Below are 21,581 nucleotides of genomic sequence, written 5' to 3'. Positions count from 1 at the left end.
CCGTTTCCTGGCGAGCAGACGCAAAACTGCCCAATTTAGTTCGGAAATGGGCAGTTTTGCGTCTGCTCGCGCCAACTAGAACGGCAGGGGATGGCGAATTTCGCGCGCAGCAGCGCGCCAACCTCGGCAATCGCCAGCCGGCCCCGCGCCGTGGCATCGGAACGCATCAGGAACCCGTGGTACATGCCTGGATAACGCGTGACGGTCGTTTGTACGCCCGCGTCGCGCAGCCTGGCGGCGTAGCGCTCGCCCCAATCGCGGATCGGATCGCATTCCCCGGTAACGATGATCGCGGGTGGCAGTCCGCCCAGGTCCGTCGCGTAGGCGGGCACCCGGTAGTGGTCGTGCGGTACGCATTCGCCGCGGTCCGCCAGGTCGTGCATGTAGGCGATGTCGTCGTGGTGGAGTAACGGAGCGTCCCTGAGCGCGACGATGGAAGGCGCCGCCATGTCGCGGTCCAGGCCGGGGTAGAGCAGCACCTGGCAGAAGATGGCCGGACCTTCGTGATCGCGCGCTGCCAACGCGACACCAGCGGCTAGCGAACCGCCCGCACTGTCACCGACGACGCCCAACCGTGTCGCATCGACTCCAAGGCGCTCGGCATGGTCGGCCACCCATGCCGTCGCGGTGTAGGCATCGTCGAACTGAGCAGGCGGCGGGGCCTCAGGAGCCAGCCGGTAGTCGACGGACACGACGGTGGAATGCGACTCCGCGGCAAGCGTTCTCGCCAGCGGCTCGAACGAATGGTTGGAGCCCATCACCAGTCCGCCGCCATGGAAGTACACCAGCACGGGTTGCGTGGACTCGGTTGACGGGCGGTAGATCCGGATGGGGATCTGGCCGGCCGGGCCGGGAATATCGCAGCCTTCGATGTGCGCCATCGACGGCATGTTGTCGGGTTGCGGAGCGGACTCGATCGCGTCGCGCACAGCTGCCAGGCCACGCACGCGCATCGGCGGTATCTCACCGAACGAGGCGATTCGCGCTGCGGCGTCGGGGTCGAGCCTCATTTGTGCGCGGGGTCGAAGCGGCGGCCCCTCAACATCGGCGGCCGTTGGGAGACAAGGACTTCGGCACGCTCGGCCATCGCCGAACCGACGTAGTCAGGCTGGGTCAGTAGGTAGAACCGTCCTTGGGCGGCCTGATCGAATACGGCTTCGGCCGCCGCGACGGGGTCCATCGCCTCGGCCTTGATGTCCAGCATGGCGGAACGTTGCGATTCGGCGGCCGCGACGTCGCCGCCGTTCACGCCACCGGCGGACTCAAAGATGTTCGACACCACCGCGCCCGGCAGCACGGCCTGCACCTGGACGTGATCATCGTGTCCGGTATGCTGCACTTCCAGTCGCAGGCATTCGGTGAGCGCGAGAACCGCGTGCTTGCTCATGATGTACGGCGCCTGCAGGGGTACGACGGCGACGCCGCCGATCGAGGACAGGTTCCACACCCACGCCGGTTCCCGCGTCGCCAGCATTCTCGGCAGAAACGCACGCACACCGTGGAATACGCCGCTGATGTTGATATCGACGAGCCGGTTCCAGTTCTCGACCGGGATATCCCACAGGTAACCGAACTGTTCGACGCCTGCGTTGTTGACCAGTAGCCGAACCGGCCCAACATCGCGGTACGCCTCTTCGGCCAACGCGTGCACCGCTTCGGGATCACGGACATCGCATACGACATCGACGGCGACAGCGCCTTCGGCGGTGAGTTCGTCACGAAGGGCCGCAACCGCTTTGGCGTCGATGTCGGCGAGCACCACCGTCATGCCGAGCCTGGCAGCGTGGCGGGCCAGGCCCGCGCCGATGCCCGCGCCGGCGCCCGTGATGACGGCCACGCCGCCGCCGAACGTGTCGCGAGCAGTCATCGGTGCCTACGCACCCGTCGCCGCTGCCGCACTGCTGTACTCGGCGAAGGGCACCGAATCGTCGGCGTCGAGGACGACCTTCATCGAGGTGAACACCAGGCCGTCGGCGGCGCGCCGCACACCGACGTCGACAACACCGCTGGACACCGCGAACGGCACCGCATTGGTGACCTGATTGACGAACAGATAGAAGCGGACGTTGGTGACCGGCCCGTCGACTCCGGTGCGGAAGATGTTGGTCGCGTGGTGGCGCAGCGGGTACGGATTCTCGTTGCGGTGCTGGGTCAGCCATGCCAGCGTCTCGGCGCCGCCGTGCAGTTCGGCCGCGAGCAGGTTCTCGAACGGACATGCGCCGGATTCAGAGCGGCTCAGGTACTCCATCTCATCGCCGATTCGGGACGCTAGTTCGCTGAAATGGCCCTGGTCATAGTGGTACCAGAAGCCCGCAATGAACTCCTGAACTTCGGCCAGCGTGATGTCGTCGCTCATAGAGCGAGTCAACCGCCGCGATGTGGAAGCGGATGCAGTTGTGTCCGGTCAGTGGAACACGTTCTGTTCGGAGCCGAAGCGCGTCCGGAGCTCGCGCTTGAGCAACTTGCCGCTGGGGTTCTTCGGCAGTGCGTCGACGAAGAACACATGCTTGGGTGTCTTGTATCCGGCTAGGTGCCTGCGGCAGTGCTCGATCAGCTCGTCAGCCGTGGCGCTGGCGCCTTCGCGAGCGACGACGGCCGCCACCACGGCCTCGACCCACACGGGATGCGGGACGCCGAACACCGCCACTTCCTGCACGGCGGGGTGCCGGTACAAGACTTCTTCGACCTCGCGGCTTGCGACGTTCTCGCCGCCTGTCTTGATCATGTCCTTCTTGCGGTCGACGACGTGCAGCAGGCCGAACTTGTCGTAGTAGCCGAGGTCTCCGGAATGGAACCAGCCGCCGCGGAACGCCTCGGCGGTGCGCACGGGATCGTCGAGGTAACCCAGCATCAGGTGGGGGCCACGGTGCGCGATCTCGCCGACAGTCCCGTGGGGGACGGGTGTATCGGTGTCGTCGAGGATCGTGGTCTCGACGTTGATCGCGGGCCGGCCCGCCGCGCCGGCGTGCTCGGCCTGGTCGTCGGGACCCAGCGCGCTCGCCAACGGCGCCATCTCGGTCTGGCCGTAGAAGTTCCACAGCTGAACGTTGGGCAGTCGCTCGCGAATCTCCTGGAGGACCTCGGTGGGCATCGCCGATGCGCCGTAGTAGCCCTTACGCAAAGTGCTCAGGTCGATCTGGTCGAACAACGGTGAACGCAGTAAGGAAATCCAGATCGTCGGTGGCGCAAAGTAGTTGGTGACACGATACGTCTCTATGCCGCGCAGGATCACTTCCGGATCAGGCCGCGGGATGATGATGCTGGTCGCGCCGAGGTAGATGTCGGTGGCAAGAAAGTTGTCCAGTTGCGCGCAGTGGTGCAGCGGCATCGAATGAATTTCGGTGTCGTCGGCCGACATCGATCCGGCCGCGATGGTGCTGACATAGTTCGACACCAGGCTGCGACTGGAGTGCATCACACCCTTCGGCCGCGATTCGGTGCCGCTGGTGTACATCACCCGCAGCATCTGATCGTCGGCGATTTCGAGGTCCGGTGCGGGTGTCGTCGTGGTCACCCACTGCGCGAAGTCGTACCAGCCGCAAGGCGCCCTTTGCCCGTCGGCGTTCAATGCCACCTTCGCGATCACCGAGCCGCTATGTGCCATCGCCTGCTCGGCAGTGTTGATCAGATCGTGTTCGACGATGAAGCCGCGGACGCGGCTGTGCCCGAGGATGAAGGCGATCTCCTCGGCGGTCAACATGAAATTGATTGGCACGAGCACGACCGCTGCCCGAGCAGTGGCGAACGCCAGCACGGCGTACTGCCAGCAGTTGTGGGCGAGCAGCGCGATCCGATCGCCCGGTGCAAAACCATTGTCATGCAACGCTGCCGCCGCACGATCCACCAGTTCGTCGAACTCGGCGAACGTCAACGTGAGATCGCCATCGATGATCGCGACCTTGTCGGGGTATCTGCGTGCGGAGCGTCGCGGGATGTCACTCAGTGAGTGGCTGCGCACCTGCATTGCGTCGTCCTTTACTTGTTCGGTGCGAGATTCAAGTCCCTGCCGATGATCTCGCGCATGATTTCCGACGTGCCGCCGTAGACCCGCGTGACGCGAGCGTCTATCGCCGACCGGGCGATCGGGTACTCCCGCATGTAGCCGTAGCCGCCGAACATCTGTTGACATGAATCAAGGCACCGGAACTCCATCTCCGTTGCCCACAGCTTGGCCTTCGCTGCGTCGGCCGGCGAAAGACGCCCGGTGTTGAGTTCGTTCACGCATCGGTCGATGAAAGCCTCGGCGACCGAGACTTCGGTGGCGACATCGGCGAGAGTGAACCGTGTGTTCTGGAGAGCCCCGATGGGCTTGCCGAACGCGGTCCGCTCACGCACGTAGTCGACCGTCCAACGCAGCGCAGCGCGGGCGCGGCCAAGGCTGCCCACGGCGATCTGCATGCGTTCCTGCGGAAGATTTCTCATCATGTAGTCGAATCCGCGACCCACTTCACCGAGCACATTCTCCTTGGGCACCTTCACGTCCGTGAACACCAGCTCGGAGGTGTCCTGGCAGTGCAGTCCCAACTTGTCGAGGTTGCGGCCGCGCTCGAAACCTGGCAGGCCGCGTTCGAGCACCACCAGCGTCAGCCCGCGGTGACGTTCGGGCGAGGTGCGCACCGCCGTGATGACAAGGTCGGCATTCTGTCCGTTGGTGATGAAGGTCTTGGCGCCGTTGACCACGAAGTGGTCTCCGGCATCGACGGCCGACGTGCGAATGCCCGCGACGTCGGATCCGGCTCCGGGCTCGGTCATGCCGATGGCCGCGATCAGATCCCCGCTCACGAAGCCGGGCAGCCAACGGTCCTGCTGCTCGGGTGTGGTCAGATCGGCCAGGTACGGCAGGCAAATGTCGTTGTGGACAGCGAAACTCAGGCCCACCCCGCCGCAATCGGCGTCCATGAATGCTTCGATCAGGATCTGGTTGTAGCGGAAGTCGCGCGCGCCGACGCCGCCGAAGCGTTCGGCGGCCGCGAAACCCAACAGCCCGACCGCGCCGGCCTTGGCGAACACCTCGCGCGGAATGATCCCGTCGGTTTCCCAGTCGGCGATGTTGGGCGCGACTTCCTTGGCCGCGAAATCGCCGGCCAACTCGGCGAATGCTCGGTGGTCAGCGTCGTAATGCACCCGTTGCATGGCCGCAGCGTAGGCGTGTGCATGTAGCCGGCAGCGATAGCTGTCCCGCTCAGTAGACAGCAGCGCCCACGTCGGCGCCTGCCGATTCGATACTCGGTAGTCGTGACGACTGACGCCGAATTGCTGACTCATTTGCGCCGGGCCGACCCTGGCGTCCTCGTGGCGGTGCTGACTCAGCTCACCGGCGATGCGTCGGTGATCGACAGGTTCGGACCTGCGATATCGCACGTTCCCGACCCGCCGGAGCGTGCGGGTAGAACCGACCCGGACACCGCGGAGGCGCTCGTAGCGGCCGTCATCGATGCGCTGGCCGCTGGGAGCGCGCCGGCAACTGTCGACCCACATCTTTTCCAGCGACTGCTGCCGCTGGCATTGGGCTGTGATGTCGACGACGAGTTCGTTCCACTGTTGCTCGAGCAGGGTGGCTTCCAGCTCTCGCAGCCGACGCTCCCGCGAACGGTGCCGATTCCGGAAACCTTGACGGTGGCCATCGTCGGTGCCGGGCTTGCCGGCATCATCGCCGCGCTCGCCGCCGCCGATGCGGGGGTCGGCTACGAGATCTTCGACCGCAACGACGAAGTCGGCGGTACGTGGCTGACCACGACCTATCCGGGCATCGGCGTGGATACACCTGCTGCGTATTACTCGCTGTCGCGCGAGGTGAACCCGGATTGGTCGAGCTACTACCCGGAGGGCGGCGAATATCAGACGTATCTGGTGTCGCTGGCCGACAAATACGGTCTGCGTGAGCACACTCGGTTCGGCACCGAGGTCGAGGCGCTGTGGTGGGACGAGGAGCGCGAGCAGTGGCAGATCCATTCGGTTGACCGCGATGGCAACCGAGATGTCAGCTTCGCGAGTGCCGTGATCACCGCCGCCGGTTACCTCAACCGCCCGCGCTGGCCGGAGGTGGTCGGCCGGGAGTCGTTCGCGGGCATCAGCATTCACTCTGCGCTGTGGGACGCCTCGCTGGATCTGTCAGGCAAGCGCGTTGCGATCATTGGTGCGGGCTGCACGGCGGTGCAGATCGTCGACGCCTGCGTCGATGAAGTGGAACACTTGACGGTGTTTCAGCGCCAGCCGCACTGGGTGGCGCCGCGTAAGCGGTCTTCCGACGACGTTCCCGAGCACCGCCGCTACCTCGGCCGCCACCTGCCGTATTACGCGAACTGGCACCGGTTGAAATCGTTTTGGGCCACGGCCGACAACAACTATCCAGTGATCTTGCAGGACCCGGAATGGGCGAAGAGCCACCTGTCGATCTCACCGGCCAATGATGTGCTGCTGCAGATGTGCCTGGAGTACATCGACCGAACATTCGGTGAGGGAACGGAATTGGCGGAGAAGGTCACCCCGGATTTCGCCCCCTACGGCAAGCGGATCATCCGCGACCCGGGCGGCTACTACGCGGCGCTGACCCGTGACCACGTCGACGTGGAAGCGAACGAGCCCGCCGAGGTCAACGCGAAGGGGATCGTGACCGCCGACGGCAGGCAGATCGACCTCGACGTGATCATCTACGCCACCGGCTATCACCTGGACTTCCTGTCCACCATCGACATTCGCGGTCGCGGCGGGCGCAAGCTGTCCGACGAGTGGGGCGACAGTCCGCGTGCGTACCGCGGTGGCACCGTGCCCGGATTTCCGAACCTGTTCATCAACTCGGCACCGAATTACAGTCCCGGGCACGGCGCGGGCGCCAACTTCTCCATGGAGGTGATGGCGCACTACGTCGTCGAGTGCCTGCAACTGATGGCGTTGCGCGGCGCAACCACGATGGAGGTGACGCAGCAGGCCTACGAGGACTATGTCGCCGGCATCGACGAGGCGATGTTGCGCACCGTCTGGTGCCACACGCCCAACGCGCACACCTATTACCGCTCCGGTTCGGGCCGGGTGGTGGTAGCAACCCCGTATCGGCTGATCGATCTGTGGCATCAGCACCGGGCGCCCATCGAAGAGCATTTCGACATCAGATGACCGGAAAGTTAGCCAGCAGAACGGCTTTGGTCACCGGCAGCAGCCGGGGGATCGGCCGGGCGATCGCCCAGCGGCTGGCGGCCGAAGGGGCGACGGTCGTGGTGACGGCGCGGTCCCACGATCCATCGCCATCGCTGCGGGGAGGGGCGACGCTGGCGATACCCGGCACGATCGGAGAAACGGTCAAGCTGATCGAGGAGGCAGGCGGAACGGCGTTCGGCGTCGCCGCCGATCTCGAGGACCCCGACCAGCGTGACCGATTGGTCGATCAGGCGCTTGACCGGACCGGACGCCTCGACATCCTGGTCAACAACGCGGGCTTCGCCGACTACTCGGTGATCGAGGAGATGTCGATCGATACGTTCGATCGCACGGTAGAGCACTATCTGCGCACGCCGTTCGTGCTCACCCGAGCTGCGGTGCCGCACATGCGCAAGCAAGGGGCGGGCTGGATTGTGAACATCGGATCGGTGACCGGGGTGGCGCCGGTGCGGCCCTACCGCGAATACAACAAGACCTCCGGCGACGTGATATACGCGTCGATGAAAGCCGCTCTGCATAGATTCACCCAGGGGGTGGCGGCCGAGTTGTTCGATGCGAACATCGCTGTCAACTGTGTCGGTCCATCCACCGCTATCCGCACACCTGGTGCGGCTCAACTGATTCCGGGCACCTTCCCGACGGAACCCGTCGAATATCTCGCGGAGACCGTACTGGCGATGTGCCACCTACCGGCCGCCGAACGCACCGGGCTGGTCGCATTCAGCCTGCACTACCCGTGGTCGCAGCGGCTGCCGGTGCACAGTCTCGACGGTGTCTCGCTGCTGCCGCCACTAGAACCGCCCCCGACGGCCAATCCGAACATCCTCGCCGACGGGGTCTAGTCATCGCGCGTGCAACACGGCGATGTCACCGATGGAGATGTGAACGTCGAACGTGCGGTGAGTGATTCGCCAACCGTCGGAGGTGCGGACTAGCCGGTCGCGGTACACACCGATCGCCTCGTATGGCGTCAGACCCGCGCGTGGCCCAGCACCGACGTGGATGACCCGCGCCTTTGTCACCGCTACTGCGCGATCCCCTTCGATGTGGATCTCGTAGTTGCCCAGCAGGTGCTGGGATGGTCCGCATTGGTCGAGGAAGCCACGGATCGAGTCGACGATGGCCGGGCGACTCTCGAGCCGCCGTCCGTACTCCGCCGTCGCGTCCGGATGGAAAACGTCGTCGAGGCCGGGCCAATCGTGGGTATCGAGGCACTTGGCATAGGCGTTGAGAACGGCGATTATGGCGTGCAGATCTGAGCAGTTGCAGGTCATGCCGTGGCACCAATCGCGCAAAAGCTGTGGCACACGCGATCGTGGACGATGACTTCCGGACATTCGGGATCGAACCAACGATCCACGTAAGCCCAGTGGACCGGGTGCATGAGGTAGGGACCCATCAGGCCGTCGACATCGGTGAATTGCTGCTCGAACACGTGGGTCCAAGGAGACTGCCCGATGGCCGACTCGACGCGGCTGAGCTGCCAGGCGGTGATCGCCCGGACATAACGTGGTAGGAGCCGCAGGTCGTCCTCGAATCGGGCGATCGAAGCCTCGTCGCTGTCCGGCGCAACCCGCAGTAGCAGCGTGCGGTACACCGTGCCCGGCGCGGACTGATCGGCCGCTTCGGGAATTCCGAGGTACTCCGCCCCATCGATGTGCGTCACCCCTGGTGCCGACAGGATGGCGTCGAGATCGTCTGCGACAGAGTGCCACTGGCCGGCTTCCGTGAACCGGAGGTGCATCAGGATGTCGCCGCCATTGCGCACTCCCGGTAGCGTGGGCGCGACGACTGCGTAGTCGGCATCGGTGGCGAACGCCCGCAGGGATGGCAGTAAGCGGTCCCGTATGACATTCGACGATGTGTGAATCAGCCGCGTAACGCTATACATCGCAGAGCCCATCGACATCGTTGACGGCGGCCGCGACACTGCGGGACCGCTCAGCGATGAGCTCGTCGATGTGCGCCCACCATTGGCCGACGGTGGGGTCGGGCCTGCTCTTCCAGGTCATCTCCCACCACGCCTGTGCACTGGGTAGTTGCCATGTGATGGTCACCGTGTTGCTCCGATCGGTGAACCAGATCGGCGGACTGACCAGAATGTCGCGCAATGTCATTCCGCGCTCGCGAGCACCGGGCGCATACTCTGCCAGGTAGTAGTCGACAAACTTGCGGGCACACCCCGGCTGCGTCACGACGCGGTCGATGACATACACCAAGCCCTCAGACACGAGCACCTGCAAGAAGCGCGGACAAATGCCGACTCACGTGCGCGCGCGCATGTCGGGCGAGGTTCAGCGTTGGCATCGTCATGAATCCGTGGATGCCTCCGTCGTAATCAAGCCGCGTCGTCCGCACGCCGGCATTTTCCAATGCCTCCACGAATGCAATTCCCTCGTCCCGTAGCGGATCGTGGCCTGCGATGACGACGACGGACGGCGGCAATCCGCGCAAGTCTCCGAGAAGTGGTGTGGCATAGGGATGTTCGCGATCAGCAGGGGAGGGGGCGTACTGATTCCAGTACCACTGCAACGCGGTTCGCGGGTTGTAGAAGCCAGCGCCGTATGCGCGGTGGGATGCGGTGTCGAAGTTCGGAGCGATCATCGGATACAGCAACAGCTGTGCGGCGAGCGCCGGTGCTCCGCGGTCGCGGGCCATCAGCGTGGTCACTGCCGCAAGGTTGCCGCCCGCACTGTCACCACCGACCACAATGCGGCCGGCGTCGCCGCCGAGCGCATCCGCGTTGCGGGCTGCCCACTGCGTCACCGTGAAAACGTCCTCCGCGGCCGCTGGCCACCTGTCTTCCGGCGCCAGCCGATAAGCAACCGAAACGACAACGGCGGGAATCAGATTCGCAAAGTTGCGACATAGGCCGTCGTGGCTGTCGAGATCGCAGAACACAAACCCACCGCCATGGGCATACACAAGAGTGGGCACTGGACCCGACATTGACGCCGGGCGGTAGATCCGCACTGCGATGTCGCCCGCAGGACCGCGGACGGACGCGTCACGAACCTCACCAACCGCTTCGGGCGCCGAGGGTGCGACGAAGCGAGACCGAATCACCGCCCGGGCCTCCGCGCCAGTCATCGTGTGCACGGGCGGAAATCCGGCGTCGAGCGCGTCGAGAATTTCCGCGATCTGCGGGTCCAAATTCATGCCTCGACTCACGCTCGTCCCCTGCCCTTCGGGCGTGGGCCCACCGGTCCTCGCTCGTTCCTCGCTGCGATCCTCACTCGCGCTCGTCTTCGGGTCCTCATGCCGGGATGCGTCGCAGCGGGCGAACCTGCTGCAGTGTCGGCGCCACACGGTCTTCGACGTTGCGCCAGATTCCCATCGCGGTCATCCGTACCGGAGCGGCCAGGCGCTGGTCGAACATCATCCGGTTCATCGGGCCGCACACCGACACCGCGGCGACGGCTTCGTCCGGCGCGCCGATCGGCGCTGCGACACAACCGAATCCGGCCAGCGACTCCTCACGGTCGAACGACACTCCGTGGGCGCGAACCTTGGCCAGTTCGGCGGTCAGCTGCGCCGGCGTGCTGATGGAGTACTTGGTCTTGCGACTGGTCAGATCGACCTCGCCGGCTTCGTTGTACGCCAACATCGCCTTGCCGACGGCCGCGCAGTGCGCAGGCTGCCGTCCGCCAACGCGGGTGGGGATCGCGGCGGCCATCCGGTCGCCGATCTTTTCCAGGTACACGACATCCGAGCCGTCGAGGACCGCCAGGTGCACGACGAGCCCGGTCGCGCGGTGGAGATCGTGCAGCAAGGGGATCGCCGCGCGATGCAGCCGGTCCTGGTGCACCGCGAGCGATCCGAGTTCAACGAGCCGCATGCCGAGCTCGTAGTCGCGGCCGCTGCGGCGAAGCCATCGCAACTGAACCAACCGCTCCAGCATCCGGTGTGCCGACGACCGGGGCAGGCCCGTCCGACGGACGACCTGAGCAAGCGTCAGCCGTCCTGGCCCGTCGAAGGCGTCCAGCACCAGCGACACCCGATCGATGACGGCACTCGGAGTGGTGGATTCGACGGCCGCGGTCATGACGCCTCCTCGCGCTCATATGACTATTAGTAATATGACTGTTTGTACCATACGAGTGTGGCCGGTGTCACGTAAGTGCGTCGATTTCTGCGCGTGGTCGCGAAGACACCACGACAACAGCCGTGGTCCAGAAAAACGACGAAGAGAGTCAGGCCTTCGCAGCGGAGCGGCCGGCGCGGCGACCGTAGAAGCTGCCGTCGCCAAGCGAGATGCCGCTGGCGTAACCCCACGCCGCCACGCCCGCGGTGCAGCGACCCGCGGCGTAGAGGCCGGGGATCGGTGAGCCGCTGACGTGCAGCACCTCGGAGTCCAGCGTGGTTTGCAGCCCGCCGAGCGTGAAACCGGCGCAACTGCCGCGCAGATCGATCGCGCCGACGGGTGTGCCGATCGGCTTCAACCATTCAGGTTTCTTGTGCAGCAACGGATCCTCACCGCGCGCGGCGAAATCGTTGTACGTGCTGACGGTGGCTTGCAGCGCACCGGAGGGCAGGCCGATCTCGGATTCGAGTTCGGCCACTGTCTCGCAGATCCACGAGGCCGGGCGCTTCAGGAACGGCGTCGCGGAAGTCGCGGCATTGGCCTCTTCGTGCGCTTCGCCATCGATGATGAGGTACGCCGTGTCGTCTTGGTGGTAGAGCGTCAGCTGCCCGATGCGGCCCGAGTACATGTCCTCGGGGACATAGCGCTGACCGCGCCCGTTGACCAGGATGCCGCGGACCGTCTGCTGGGGGTCGACCAGGAAGGCCACCTCGGTGGCATCCATATGGGCCAGGTCTGCGCCCAGTGCCTGCGCCATCCGGATCGCCTGCCCGTCATGCTGTTCGATCGAAGCCGCGGGACGCCCGACAAGCCGCGGCGCGTACTGCGCCAGCATTGCGTCGTTGTAGGCGAAGCTGCCCGAGGCAAGGACAACGCCCCGTCGCGCGCGAATCGCCAGCGGCTTGCCGTACTGGCGGGCGACGAGCCCGGCGACGCGTCCGTCGGACTGCACCACCAACGACGACGCGTGCACGTCGTAAACCGCCCGCACGCCTAACGACGTTGCGGTGTCGACCAATGGCTTCATCAGCATGTAGCCGGCACTCGCCTCGCCAGCCTTCTTGTTGGCCATCTGCGGAATATGGCCGCGCGGAGCGGGTTTCGCGATCGTGTTGAACGGAAACGCGTTCTCGCCGCCGGTGAACATGAGGCCTTGATCGCCAGGCGGTTCCCAGCCCGGTTCGCCCCAGAAATCCGGCTTGAACGGCACCCCGCAGCGCACCAGCCACTCGAAATGGTCGACGCTTCCGGCGCAGTAGTCGCCGACGCGGTTCGCATCGGCACCCGGCCCCATCGCCACGTTGAGGAACGCGGCCATGTTGTCGACGGAATCGTCGAAACCGCAGGCCTTTTGCAGCGGCGTACCTCCACCCATGTAGATGAATCCGCCGGCCATCGCGGCCGCCCCACCCCAGCCGCCGGTGCGCTCCAGGACGAGCACGTCGGCCCCGACCGACGCGGCCTCGACTGCCGCCGCGGCACCGGCGATGCCGTACCCCGCGATCACGACATCGGCTTCGTAATCCCAACTCTCGATCGCATCCGCCGGCTTGGGATAGACGTCGGTATCCATCGGCTAGATCCGCATCGCCGCGGGCGGCTCGCCGACCCACTGGTGACCCCAGTAGCTGTCGGCGGTGATTTCCTCTGCGGTGTAATACCTTTCGTCGACCCGCATGCCGTCGGTGCCGAACTCGATGTCCCAGTCGCCGGGCGCGCGGACGTAGAACGAGACCATCTTGTCGTTGGTGTGGCGGCCGAGCGTCGAAGACAGCTGAAAGCCCTCCGCGTTGACCCGGTCCAGCGCCTGCCCGACAGCGTCCAGGCTGTCGACCTCGACCATGACGTGGACGAGTCCGGGCTTGTCCTGGTTCATTGCGGGGCAGATGGCCAGGCTGTGGTGACGCTCGTTGATACCAAGGAAGCGAACCCGGATCGGACCGAACTCCGGCGGCGCGGGCACCCGGAAGGCGCCGCGAGAGCGGAAACCCAAGACCCCGGTATAGAAGTCGAACAGTCCGTTCGCATCGTGTGCAGGCATCACCACGTGGCCGAGACCCTGATCACCGGTGACGAACCGAGCCCCGAACGGCGTGATGACCGGGCTGTGGTCGAGCACCGCGCCGTGGAAGACCTCCAGGGTCGTCCCTGCCGGGTCGTCGAACGTGATCACTTCCTCGACCCGGCGCTCGTCGGCCTCGGCGGCGGACAGTTCCTTGACGGCAACACCGGCGGCGTCCAGGGTGGCCTTGACTTCCTCCAGCGCAGCGTGGTCGCGCACCTCCCAGCCCACGGTCAGCACGCGGTCGACGTCGCCGGGGACAACGATGATGCGGGCCGCGCGCTCGTCCATCCGGAGGTACAGCGCCGACGCGTCGGAACCCTTGCCCTCGGCGAATCCCAAGACGCCGAAAGCGAATTGGCGCCACCGGTCGATGTCGCTGGCCGCAACGGTGATGTAGCCGAGGCTCTTGATGACGCTCATCAGATCAGCGCCCGCAGCGGACCCTCGGGGTCGACTCCGAACGAGCTCAGCGCCGACGCGTGGTAGGGGGTGCCGGGTATGTGTATCGCGTGCGCGAGACCCGCATGCGCATCGCGCCAGAAGCGTTGCAGCGGTTTGTCCATCCGCAAGGCGTTGCCGCCCGAGCGCGCGAAGATCTGGTCGACCGCCGTGACAGCGCGCCACGCCGCGCGCACCTGCGTCCGGCGACCGGCCGCACGGTCTTCGAAGGAGACGTCCTTGCCGGAGTCGACGATGTCGTAAATGCGGTCGACATTGGCCAGCAGTTCCTGGCGCGCGGCGTTGATGTCGGCGGCGGCCTCACCGATCGCGTACATCACGTACGGGTCGTCCTTGACTGCGCCGTAGGCGCCGACGCGGTCTCGCTGGTAATCCAGGTGCGCGGCCAGGGCTCCTTCGGCGATACCGACCACCGCAGACGTGATGCCGAGCGGGAACATCGTCGACCACGGCATCAGGTACAGCGTCGACGTCATGCCGGCCTTGGGCTGGGCGGTGCCATCCATCACCTCGTTGGCATCCATGGTCCGGTAGCTCGGCACAAACGCGTCGCGGACGATGACGTCCTTGGACCCGGTTCCGCGCAGGCCCACCACATTCCACGAGTCCTCGACGATCTCGTAATCCTTGCGCGGGAGGATCATGTGCAGCATCTGTGGGGGCATCAGTGGCTTGCCGTCGGCATCGCCGAGCATCGCGCCCAGGATGATCCACTCGCACTGGTCGGTACCCGAGCTGAACTGCCACCGCCCGTTGAAGATGTACCCGCCGTCTACGGGCTTGGCCACACCCTGGGGTGCGTACGGCGAGGCGACCCAGGTGTCGACGTCGGCGCCCCAGATTTCCTCAGCCACGCGCGGATCCGCGTATGCCAACTGGTAGGGGTGCACACCCACCACACCGTTGATCCACCCCGCCGCGGGGTCAAGCGAAGCGGTCGCCATCACGGTTTCGGCGAATTCGCGTGGGTGGACCTCGTAGCCGTTGTACTTGGCGGGCTGCAGCAGCCTGATGTTGCCCGCTGCCTTCATCGCCTTGGTCGTCTGATCGGTCAACCGGCCGATCTTCTCGGCCTCCGCGGCCTGCTCGCGCAGTTGGCCGGCCATCTCCATCACCCGGTCGATTACCCGCTCGGTCATGCTTCGTCCTTACTTGTGGGGGCGTGATTCATGGTGTACCTCAGGTGGCCCTGGCGCCGCAGCCAATCCCGGTCAGCGGAACTGGGCCGGCCGTCAAAACTCGACGTGCACCGTGTCGGACGAGGCTCTGGCCTGGCATGCCAGGATGAGGCCGGCCTGACGATCTTCGGGTTCGAGGACGTCGTTCGGCGCCATGTCGACCTCGCCGGATACGACGGTGCACACGCACGACCCGCAGCGCCCTTCGCGGCACGAGTGGGGCACGTCGATGCCCGCGTCGATCAACACATCGACGAGACTCGATTGTCGCGGCCACTCGACCCGGTGCCGTTGTCCGTCGATATCTACTTCAGCTAGGGGCATGGCACGTCAGTCTGAGAGCTCGGCGCCTATTGCAGGCGGCGACTGTCCGGTGACCGGGAAGCGACGAACATCGGCGGGCCCACGCCAGCTACCGTCACGATCGTGACCCTTGATGCCGTTGTCGTCGGCGCCGGTTTCGCCGGCCTGTACGCGTTGCATAAGTTGCGCTCGCAAGGGTTGTCGGTGCGGGTGTTCGAGGGGGCACCCGACGTCGGCGGAACCTGGTACTTCAACCGCTACCCCGGCGCCCGCTGCGACGTCGAGAGCGTCGACTACTGCTACTCGTTCTCCGACGAACTGCAGCAGGAGTGGAACTGGACCGAAAAGTACGCGACACAGGCGGAGATACTCCGCTACCTCAACTGGGTCACCGACAGGCTCGACCTGCGGCGCGACATCACCTTCAGAACACGGGTCACGTCTGCGGTGCTCGACGAGAGCGCGATGCGGTGGACGGTGAGCACGGATGGCGGTGAAGTCGTCACCGCCCGCTTCTGCATCATGGCCACCGGTCCGCTCTCGGCGGCCATGACACCGAAGTTCGAGGGCCTGAACACGTTTGCCGGCGATATCTACCACACCGCGCACTGGCCGCATGAAGGCGTCGACTTCGCCGGCAGGCGAGTCGCCGTCATTGGCACGGGATCGTCGGGCATCCAGTCGATTCCCGTGATCGCCCAACAGGCCGAGGCGCTGTACGTCTTCCAGCGCACGCCGAACTACAGTGTGCCGGCCGGGAACAAGCCGCTGACCGCCGCCGACGTCGCCGAGATCAAGGCGAACTACGACGAGCGCCGACGACTTTCGTGGCGCAGCGGCGGCGGCTCACCGCATCTCGCTCACCCCAAGCTGACGATGGAGGCCTCTCCCGAGGAGCGGCGCGAGGCATTCGAGAAGCGTTGGGAGCTCGGCGGTGTGCTGTTCTCGAAGACCTTCTCCGACCAGATGGTCGACCCGGTGGCCAACGATGAGGCCAGGAAGTTCTTCGAGGAGAAGGTCCGCGCCGTCATCGATGACCCGGAGGTCGCCGACCTGTTGATCCCCACCGATCATCCGATCGGCACGAAACGAATCTGCACCGACACCAACTACTTCCAGACATTCAACGAGCCCCACGTGAAACTCGTCAGCGTCCGCAGGACACCGATCGAGTCGATCGACGCCTCCGGGATCAACACCACCGACGCGCATTACGACGTCGACGCGATCGTGCTCGCGACGGGCTTCGACGCGATGACTGGGACGCTGGCGAGAATCGACATCGTCGGCCGGGCCGGTGAAAAGCTGCGTGACGATTGGGCTGACGGCCCGCGGACCTATCTGGGACTGGGGGTAGATGGGTTCCCCAACCTGTTCCTGGTGTCCGGGCCCGGCGCCCCGGCGGTGCTGGCCAATATGGTGCTGCACGCCGAAGCGCATGTGAATTGGATCGCCGACTGCATTGGATACCTCGACCAGCACGGTCACGCCGCGATCGAGGCCACGCCGGATGCGGTGGACAACTGGATCGCCGAATGCGCCCGCCGCGCTGACGCCACGCTCTTCCCCAAAGCGAATTCCTGGTACATGGGTGCAAACGTGCCGGGCAAGCCGCGGGTATTCATGTTGTTCGTCGGTGGTTTCGCGACTTACAACGACATGTGCGCCGAGGTCGCCGACGCCGGCTACAAGGGCTTCAACCTGATCAAGGCGTCGTGATGTCGGGGTTGTTGGACAAGGTCGTCGTTGTCACAGGAGCCGCACGCGGCACCGGCCGCACCCATTGTGAGCGGTTCGCCGATGAGGGCGCGGACGTTATCGCGCTCGACATCCCCGCCGCAGCAACCGATCTGGGGGTCACCGCGGCCGAGGTCGAGAAACGTGGACGACATTGCGTGACGGGCCTGGCGGATGTACGTGACCCGGATGCGCTGGAGGCGGCGGTCAGCGCCGGCGTCGCTGAATTCGGGCGGCTGGACATCGTCGTGGCCAATGCCGGCATCCACGCCGCGGGCGCGCCTGCTTGGGAGCTGACCGAGGACGCGTGGCGAAACACGCTCGACGTCAACCTCACCGGAGTGTGGCACACCGTCAAGGCGGCCGTCGGCCATCTCGGAGACGATGGCGGTTCGATCGTGATCATCAGTTCCACCAACGGATTACGTGGTACGGCCGAGACCGCGCACTACACATCGAGTAAGCATGCGGTGGTCGGCCTGGCCCGCACGCTGGCCAACGAACTCGGCCCGAGGCGTATCCGGGTCAACACCGTACATCCCGGTGCGGTCGCGACCGCGATGACGCTCAACGAAGCCACGTTCCGGCGGTTGAGGCCCGATCTGGAGAGCCCGACCGCCGACGATGTCGCGGAGGTTCTGGCGGCACGAAACTTGCTGCCGGTGCCGTGGGTGGACCCCGTCGACGTCAGTAACGCCGTCGTGTTCTTGGCGTCTGACGAGGCGCGCTACATCACGGGCACCCAACTTGTGGTCGACGCCGGTCTGCTTGCGAGGGCGTGATGAGCGACCGACTGAAGGGAAAGGTCGCCCTGATCACCGGGGCGGCAAGGGGCATCGGACGCGCGCAGGCGGTGCGCTTTGCGCAAGAGGGCGCGGACATCATCGCGCTCGATATCTGCGGCCCCGTCGATACGGTCGTCGTTCCACCGGCCACGCCCGCCGATCTCGAGGAGACGGCGCGGCTGGTGATCGATGCTGGCGGGCGGATCGTCGCGGAGGTCGTCGACGTCAGAGACACCAACGCGGTGCAAGTCGCGACCGATCGCGGTGTCGACCGCCTGGGCGGGCTCGACATCGTGTGCGCTACGGCCGGCATCACGTCGCGTGCGATGGCCACCGATCTCAGCGAGAGCGCTTGGCAGACAATGCTTGACGTCAATCTGACCGGAGTTTGGCGGACGTGTCGCGCATCGGCTCCGCACCTGATCGGTAGCGGCGGAGGCTCGATGATTCTGACAAGTTCGATCGCGGGCATGAAGGGTCTGGTCGGCGTAGCTCATTACACCGCTGCAAAGCACGGAGTCGTCGGCCTGATGCGCAGCTTGGCCAAAGAGCTTGCCCCGCATAATGTCCGGGTCAACACGGTGCATCCGACCAATGCCGATACGCCGATGATTCAGAACGAGCATGTGCGCGGCGCCTTCCGGCCCGACCTCAAGCACGTGACTCGCGAGCAATTCGCCGAGGCGGCATGTTCGATGAACATGCTTGCGATCCCATGGGTGGAACCGGTCGACGTCGCCAACGCGTGCTTGTTTCTCGCCTCCGACGAGGCCCGCTACATCACGAGCGTCGCGTTGCCCGTCGACGCCGGAAGCACCCAGCGCTGAGGCTATTTGCGCAGCAGGAACGCCAGCACGGTGTCCTCGAACGCCTGCTTCGCCTCGATCATGGCCCAATGTCCGCAGTTGGGGAACACGTGCAGTTCGGCGTTGGGAATGGTGCGCATCGGGATCAGCGCCATGTCCAGCGGGCTGACCCGGTCGTCGCGGCCCCAGGTGAGAAGCGTCGGCGCCGACACCTTGTGCATCGTCGCCCACGGCAGCGGGGCATCCGATGCCCGCATAGCCGCCATCATCTGGTCGAACGCGGCCTTGCCGTACATGCGCCGGGCGCTCTCCAGCGTGGCCGGGTCGGTGGCCAGTGCCCAGCGCTCCTCGATCAGCTCGTCGGTGACGATCGCCCGGTCGTACACCATCGAGTGCAGCCAGTCGATCAACCGTTGCCGAGTCGGCTCCTCGGTGAATTCCTGCAGGAGCCTGATGCCTTCGCTCGGGCCCGGCGTAAAGATGTTCGTGCCAATGCCGCCGATGGTGACCAGGCGGCGAACCTTGGCAGGCTGTCGGATCGCGTAGTTGATGCCGACACCGCCGCCCATCGAATTACCGATGATGTCAACGGAATCGAGGCCCAGCGCATCGACAAAGGTGCCAACGGCACCGAATGCGGTCACCATCGGGTGGCCGCCGAAGTCGTCGCTGACACCGAAACCGGGGAATTCCAGAATCAGGCAACGGAAATGCGCGGCGAACGTGCCGAGAATGCCGCGGAAATTGCGCCAGCCGGTGACGCCGGGACCGGAGCCGTGCAGAAAGAGCAGCGCAGGGCCCTCGCCTGCCTCGTGATAGCGCAGGACGCCCGCGTCGGCAGAAAGTTCGCGAAGTGTGTCGTCGTAGGTCAGATCCACTGCCATAGCTTGGCATCGTGGCAGACAGATTCAGTGCCCAAGTCCGAAGGGTGGGACACGACGAAGGGGCGCCCCTTGTGAGGGCGCCCCTTCGCGTTTCGGGGGGTCTTACTTGACGTCGACGAACACCGTCTTGTCGGTGACAGTGGTTCCAAAGCTGTCACCCGGGGTGCCCGAGTCGGTACGGCTGTAGGTCTGACCAGGCCGCACCGCGACCACGGTGGCTTGATCCAGCGGGGTCGAGCCGATGTGGTTCACGATGACGTTGTAGCCGTCAGCCTGCAGCTTGCTGATCGTGTCCTGGGCGTTGCCAGGACCGGTGGGGGCGGCACTGGCCGGGGCGGCCAGACCAACCACCGCGGCGGTCAACCCGCCGGCAAGTATGGTTGCGAATCCGAACTTCTTCATTTGTCGGTGCCTTCTTCTTTTCGTCTTCTTCTGGTTTAGAGCCGTGGCATGTCTGTCGCGGTTCGGTTCGCTGCAGCTGTCTTGTCTAACCGTCAAGATCACCCGTTTAATTCCATTGGCAGCATTTGAGCGTCTGTTGGCAGGATTAAATCTGTTGACAGCCGCCTCATCTCGGCGCGACGGCAACTCCCATCGCTGGCATGATCGTCCGATGGTGCTCTCCGCCACAGATTCGCCGACCGTGCATCGCTTGCCGGCCACACCGTCGACCGTGCACTGGGGCTACTTCGACCCTCGGCTCGAGCCGGCGCTCACCGTTTCCTCTGGGGATCTGGTCGCGATCGAAACGCTGACCCACCACGCCGGCGATGCGCCCGATTTGTTGATGGACGTCGGAATCACCGACATCTTCGACCGGGTCGACGACCGCGGCCCTGGCCCGCACCTGCTGACGGGGCCGATCGCGGTGCAGGGCGCCCGTCCCGGCGATGTCCTGCAAGTCGACATCCTCGAGGCCACACCGCGGCTGCCATACGGGTCCAACCTGGCCGCGCATTGGGGCTATCTCTACGGCGAGATGCCCGTCGAGCGCGTGACCATCTACGAGTTCGACGCCGCAGCCAGCGTCGGCCGTGCGCTGTTCGGCTACGACTGGACGGCGACCCCGCTTGCCGATCAACCCGGCACGATCGTCAGCCCCGACCTCGCCGCCCGTGAACCGGCGTTGCCCGGTGTGGTCGTTCCGCTGCGGCCTCACTTCGGCACGATGGGCGTCGCACCGGCCAAACCCGAGCGCGTCTCGTCGGTGCCGCCCGGCGATCACGGCGGCAACGTCGACAACTGGCGCATCGGTGCCGGCGGGAGAATGTATTACCCCGTCCAGGTGCCCGGCGCGCTGCTGTCGGTCGGCGACCCGCACGTCTCCCAGGGCGACGGCGAAGTCAGCGGCACTGCGCTTGAGTCGTCTCTGAATGGGTTGCTGCGCTTGACGATTCGTCGTGATCTGCCGTTCACCGTCCCGGTCCTGGAGACCGCTACCGAGCTGCTGGTGCACGGTTTCGGCGACACGCTGGATGAGGCGATGAGAACCGCGGCCCTGCGCACGCACGCCATTCTGCAGAGCCAATTCGGCCTTTCCCGCGCCGACGCGTACTCGTTCATGTCCGTCGCGGCCGATTTCACCGTCACGCAGGTCGTCGACCAGCGTCAGGGTGTGCACGGCCGCATCGACAAGCGCTGCTTCCCGCATTGGCCCGGGATATCGGATTGAGCGACAACGGTATTCGCTCGTTCTCGTTCACTCCCGACGACGGTGTGCCGCCGGCGGTCGCGCCGTTCGCCCACGCGACCGCGGCCGGGCCCACGCTGTACGTGACGGGGCAGATGCCCACCGACATCGCCGGCGTCGTCGTCGGCGACGATGTGGCGACGCAGACCGATCAGGTGCTGCGGAACCTGCTGCGTGTCACCGAGCTGTGCGGCGGCGGACTGACCGATGTCGTCTCGGTTCGCGCGTACCTGATCGACTGGGCCGACTACGACGCGTTCAACGCCGCCTACGCGGCCTGGTTTCCCGATCGGCTGCCGTCGCGCACCTGTGTCGGCGTCACCGGTCTGGCGGTCGGCGCCCGCGTCGAAATCGACTGGGTGTGCTGGCGCAGCGGCGGATGGGGGACCACAATCGGATCATGAGGCCCATGGCGGCCGAACGGCTGTCGTGGGT

At 65.5% G+C, this 21,581-nt stretch carries 23 protein-coding genes; 7 read left to right on the top strand and 16 right to left on the bottom strand.

What is annotated here, in order from left to right; translation table 11 throughout:
• Nucleotides 1-35 precede the first annotated feature (35 nt).
• From ACWW36_RS27480 to ACWW36_RS27460, 5 genes are read right to left on the bottom strand one after another with little or no spacing between them, the layout of a single operon-like run.
• Nucleotides 36-1,010 carry an alpha/beta hydrolase gene (locus ACWW36_RS27480; protein WP_456139078.1) on the bottom strand — a complete coding sequence of 325 codons (975 nt, stop codon included), beginning with the start codon at nt 1,008-1,010 and terminating at the stop codon, nt 36-38.
• Nucleotides 1,007-1,867: an SDR family NAD(P)-dependent oxidoreductase gene (locus ACWW36_RS27475; protein ID WP_456139077.1), complete on the bottom strand. Its 861-nt coding sequence runs from the start codon at nt 1,865-1,867 to the stop codon at nt 1,007-1,009. Before ACWW36_RS27475 ends, ACWW36_RS27480 begins: the two co-directional genes overlap by 4 nt.
• Nucleotides 1,868-1,873: 6 nt before the next feature.
• Nucleotides 1,874-2,356, bottom strand: coding sequence for a polyketide cyclase (locus ACWW36_RS27470; RefSeq protein WP_456139076.1), 483 nt, complete (start codon nt 2,354-2,356; stop codon nt 1,874-1,876).
• 48 nt (nt 2,357-2,404) lie between these two features.
• Nucleotides 2,405-3,964, bottom strand: a complete 1,560-nt coding sequence (locus ACWW36_RS27465; protein WP_456139075.1) for an acyl-CoA synthetase — start codon at nt 3,962-3,964, stop codon at nt 2,405-2,407.
• 11 nt (nt 3,965-3,975) lie between these two features.
• Nucleotides 3,976-5,133 carry an acyl-CoA dehydrogenase family protein gene (locus ACWW36_RS27460; RefSeq protein ID WP_456139074.1) on the bottom strand — a complete coding sequence of 386 codons (1,158 nt, stop codon included), beginning with the start codon at nt 5,131-5,133 and terminating at the stop codon, nt 3,976-3,978.
• Between the two features lie 102 nt (nt 5,134-5,235).
• On the opposite strand from ACWW36_RS27460, the gene ACWW36_RS27455 reads away from it, so the two are divergent.
• Nucleotides 5,236-7,113, top strand: a complete 1,878-nt coding sequence (locus tag ACWW36_RS27455) for a flavin-containing monooxygenase (RefSeq protein ID WP_456139073.1) — start codon at nt 5,236-5,238, stop codon at nt 7,111-7,113.
• Nucleotides 7,110-7,997: an SDR family NAD(P)-dependent oxidoreductase gene (locus ACWW36_RS27450; RefSeq protein WP_456139072.1), complete on the top strand. Its 888-nt coding sequence runs from the start codon at nt 7,110-7,112 to the stop codon at nt 7,995-7,997. The genes ACWW36_RS27455 and ACWW36_RS27450 overlap by 4 nt, the downstream gene beginning before the upstream one ends.
• Here ACWW36_RS27450 and ACWW36_RS27445 read toward each other — a convergent pair whose 3' ends face one another.
• From ACWW36_RS27445 to ACWW36_RS27405, 9 genes are all read right to left on the bottom strand, one after another.
• On the bottom strand, nt 7,998-8,429 hold the full coding sequence (locus ACWW36_RS27445; RefSeq protein WP_456139071.1) for a nuclear transport factor 2 family protein: 432 nt from the start codon (nt 8,427-8,429) through the stop codon (nt 7,998-8,000).
• The gene (locus ACWW36_RS27440; protein ID WP_456139070.1) at nt 8,426-9,046 is read right to left on the bottom strand and encodes a Dabb family protein; all 621 of its coding nucleotides are present in this window, start codon (nt 9,044-9,046) and stop codon (nt 8,426-8,428) included. Before ACWW36_RS27440 ends, ACWW36_RS27445 begins: the two co-directional genes overlap by 4 nt.
• Nucleotides 9,039-9,386: a hypothetical protein gene (locus tag ACWW36_RS27435; protein WP_456139069.1), complete on the bottom strand. Its 348-nt coding sequence runs from the start codon at nt 9,384-9,386 to the stop codon at nt 9,039-9,041. Before ACWW36_RS27435 ends, ACWW36_RS27440 begins: the two co-directional genes overlap by 8 nt.
• Nucleotides 9,379-10,314 carry an alpha/beta hydrolase gene (locus ACWW36_RS27430; RefSeq protein WP_456139068.1) on the bottom strand — a complete coding sequence of 312 codons (936 nt, stop codon included), beginning with the start codon at nt 10,312-10,314 and terminating at the stop codon, nt 9,379-9,381. Before ACWW36_RS27430 ends, ACWW36_RS27435 begins: the two co-directional genes overlap by 8 nt.
• A gap of 97 nt (nt 10,315-10,411) precedes the next feature.
• Nucleotides 10,412-11,200 (bottom strand): IclR family transcriptional regulator, encoded by a 789-nt coding sequence (locus ACWW36_RS27425; RefSeq protein WP_456139067.1) that lies wholly within the window; start codon nt 11,198-11,200, stop codon nt 10,412-10,414.
• Nucleotides 11,201-11,348: 148 nt separating this feature from the next.
• The gene (locus ACWW36_RS27420; RefSeq protein ID WP_456139066.1) at nt 11,349-12,812 is read right to left on the bottom strand and encodes an FAD-dependent oxidoreductase; all 1,464 of its coding nucleotides are present in this window, start codon (nt 12,810-12,812) and stop codon (nt 11,349-11,351) included.
• A 3-nt stretch (nt 12,813-12,815) separates the two neighbouring features.
• A complete protein-coding gene (gene bphC, locus ACWW36_RS27415; protein ID WP_456139065.1) occupies nt 12,816-13,724 on the bottom strand; it encodes a biphenyl-2,3-diol 1,2-dioxygenase in 909 nt (302 codons plus the stop codon).
• Nucleotides 13,724-14,902, bottom strand: coding sequence for an acyl-CoA dehydrogenase family protein (locus tag ACWW36_RS27410; protein ID WP_456139064.1), 1,179 nt, complete (start codon nt 14,900-14,902; stop codon nt 13,724-13,726). The genes bphC and ACWW36_RS27410 overlap by 1 nt, the downstream gene beginning before the upstream one ends.
• A 93-nt stretch (nt 14,903-14,995) precedes the next feature.
• Nucleotides 14,996-15,265, bottom strand: a complete 270-nt coding sequence (locus ACWW36_RS27405) for a 2Fe-2S iron-sulfur cluster-binding protein (RefSeq protein ID WP_456139063.1) — start codon at nt 15,263-15,265, stop codon at nt 14,996-14,998.
• Between the two features lie 102 nt (nt 15,266-15,367).
• Here ACWW36_RS27405 and ACWW36_RS27400 point away from each other — a divergent pair, with 102 nt between their 5' ends.
• From ACWW36_RS27400 to ACWW36_RS27390, 3 genes are read left to right on the top strand one after another with little or no spacing between them, the layout of a single operon-like run.
• The gene (locus ACWW36_RS27400) at nt 15,368-16,963 is read left to right on the top strand and encodes a flavin-containing monooxygenase (protein WP_456139062.1); all 1,596 of its coding nucleotides are present in this window, start codon (nt 15,368-15,370) and stop codon (nt 16,961-16,963) included.
• A complete protein-coding gene (locus ACWW36_RS27395) occupies nt 16,963-17,763 on the top strand; it encodes a mycofactocin-coupled SDR family oxidoreductase (protein WP_456139061.1) in 801 nt (266 codons plus the stop codon). The genes ACWW36_RS27400 and ACWW36_RS27395 overlap by 1 nt, the downstream gene beginning before the upstream one ends.
• The gene (locus tag ACWW36_RS27390; RefSeq protein ID WP_456139060.1) at nt 17,763-18,593 is read left to right on the top strand and encodes a mycofactocin-coupled SDR family oxidoreductase; all 831 of its coding nucleotides are present in this window, start codon (nt 17,763-17,765) and stop codon (nt 18,591-18,593) included. The genes ACWW36_RS27395 and ACWW36_RS27390 overlap by 1 nt, the downstream gene beginning before the upstream one ends.
• A gap of 2 nt (nt 18,594-18,595) precedes the next feature.
• On the opposite strand, the gene ACWW36_RS27385 is transcribed toward ACWW36_RS27390, so the two are convergent.
• Together ACWW36_RS27385 and ACWW36_RS27380 are read right to left on the bottom strand one after the other, a co-directional pair.
• On the bottom strand, nt 18,596-19,456 hold the full coding sequence (locus tag ACWW36_RS27385; RefSeq protein ID WP_456139059.1) for an alpha/beta fold hydrolase: 861 nt from the start codon (nt 19,454-19,456) through the stop codon (nt 18,596-18,598).
• 102 nt (nt 19,457-19,558) lie between these two features.
• On the bottom strand, nt 19,559-19,858 hold the full coding sequence (locus tag ACWW36_RS27380; protein WP_456139058.1) for a hypothetical protein: 300 nt from the start codon (nt 19,856-19,858) through the stop codon (nt 19,559-19,561).
• Between the two features lie 211 nt (nt 19,859-20,069).
• Here ACWW36_RS27380 and ACWW36_RS27375 point away from each other — a divergent pair, with 211 nt between their 5' ends.
• Entirely contained in the window at nt 20,070-21,128 is a 1,059-nt protein-coding gene (locus ACWW36_RS27375) for an acetamidase/formamidase family protein (RefSeq protein WP_456139057.1), read from the top strand.
• The gene (locus ACWW36_RS27370) at nt 21,125-21,550 is read left to right on the top strand and encodes a RidA family protein (RefSeq protein ID WP_456139056.1); all 426 of its coding nucleotides are present in this window, start codon (nt 21,125-21,127) and stop codon (nt 21,548-21,550) included. The genes ACWW36_RS27375 and ACWW36_RS27370 overlap by 4 nt, the downstream gene beginning before the upstream one ends.
• The last annotated feature ends 31 nt before the right edge of the window (nt 21,551-21,581 follow it).

It is taken from the genome of Mycobacterium sp. MMS18-G62 (assembly GCF_053877835.1).
This window is presented reverse-complemented; position numbering and strand designations above follow the sequence as displayed.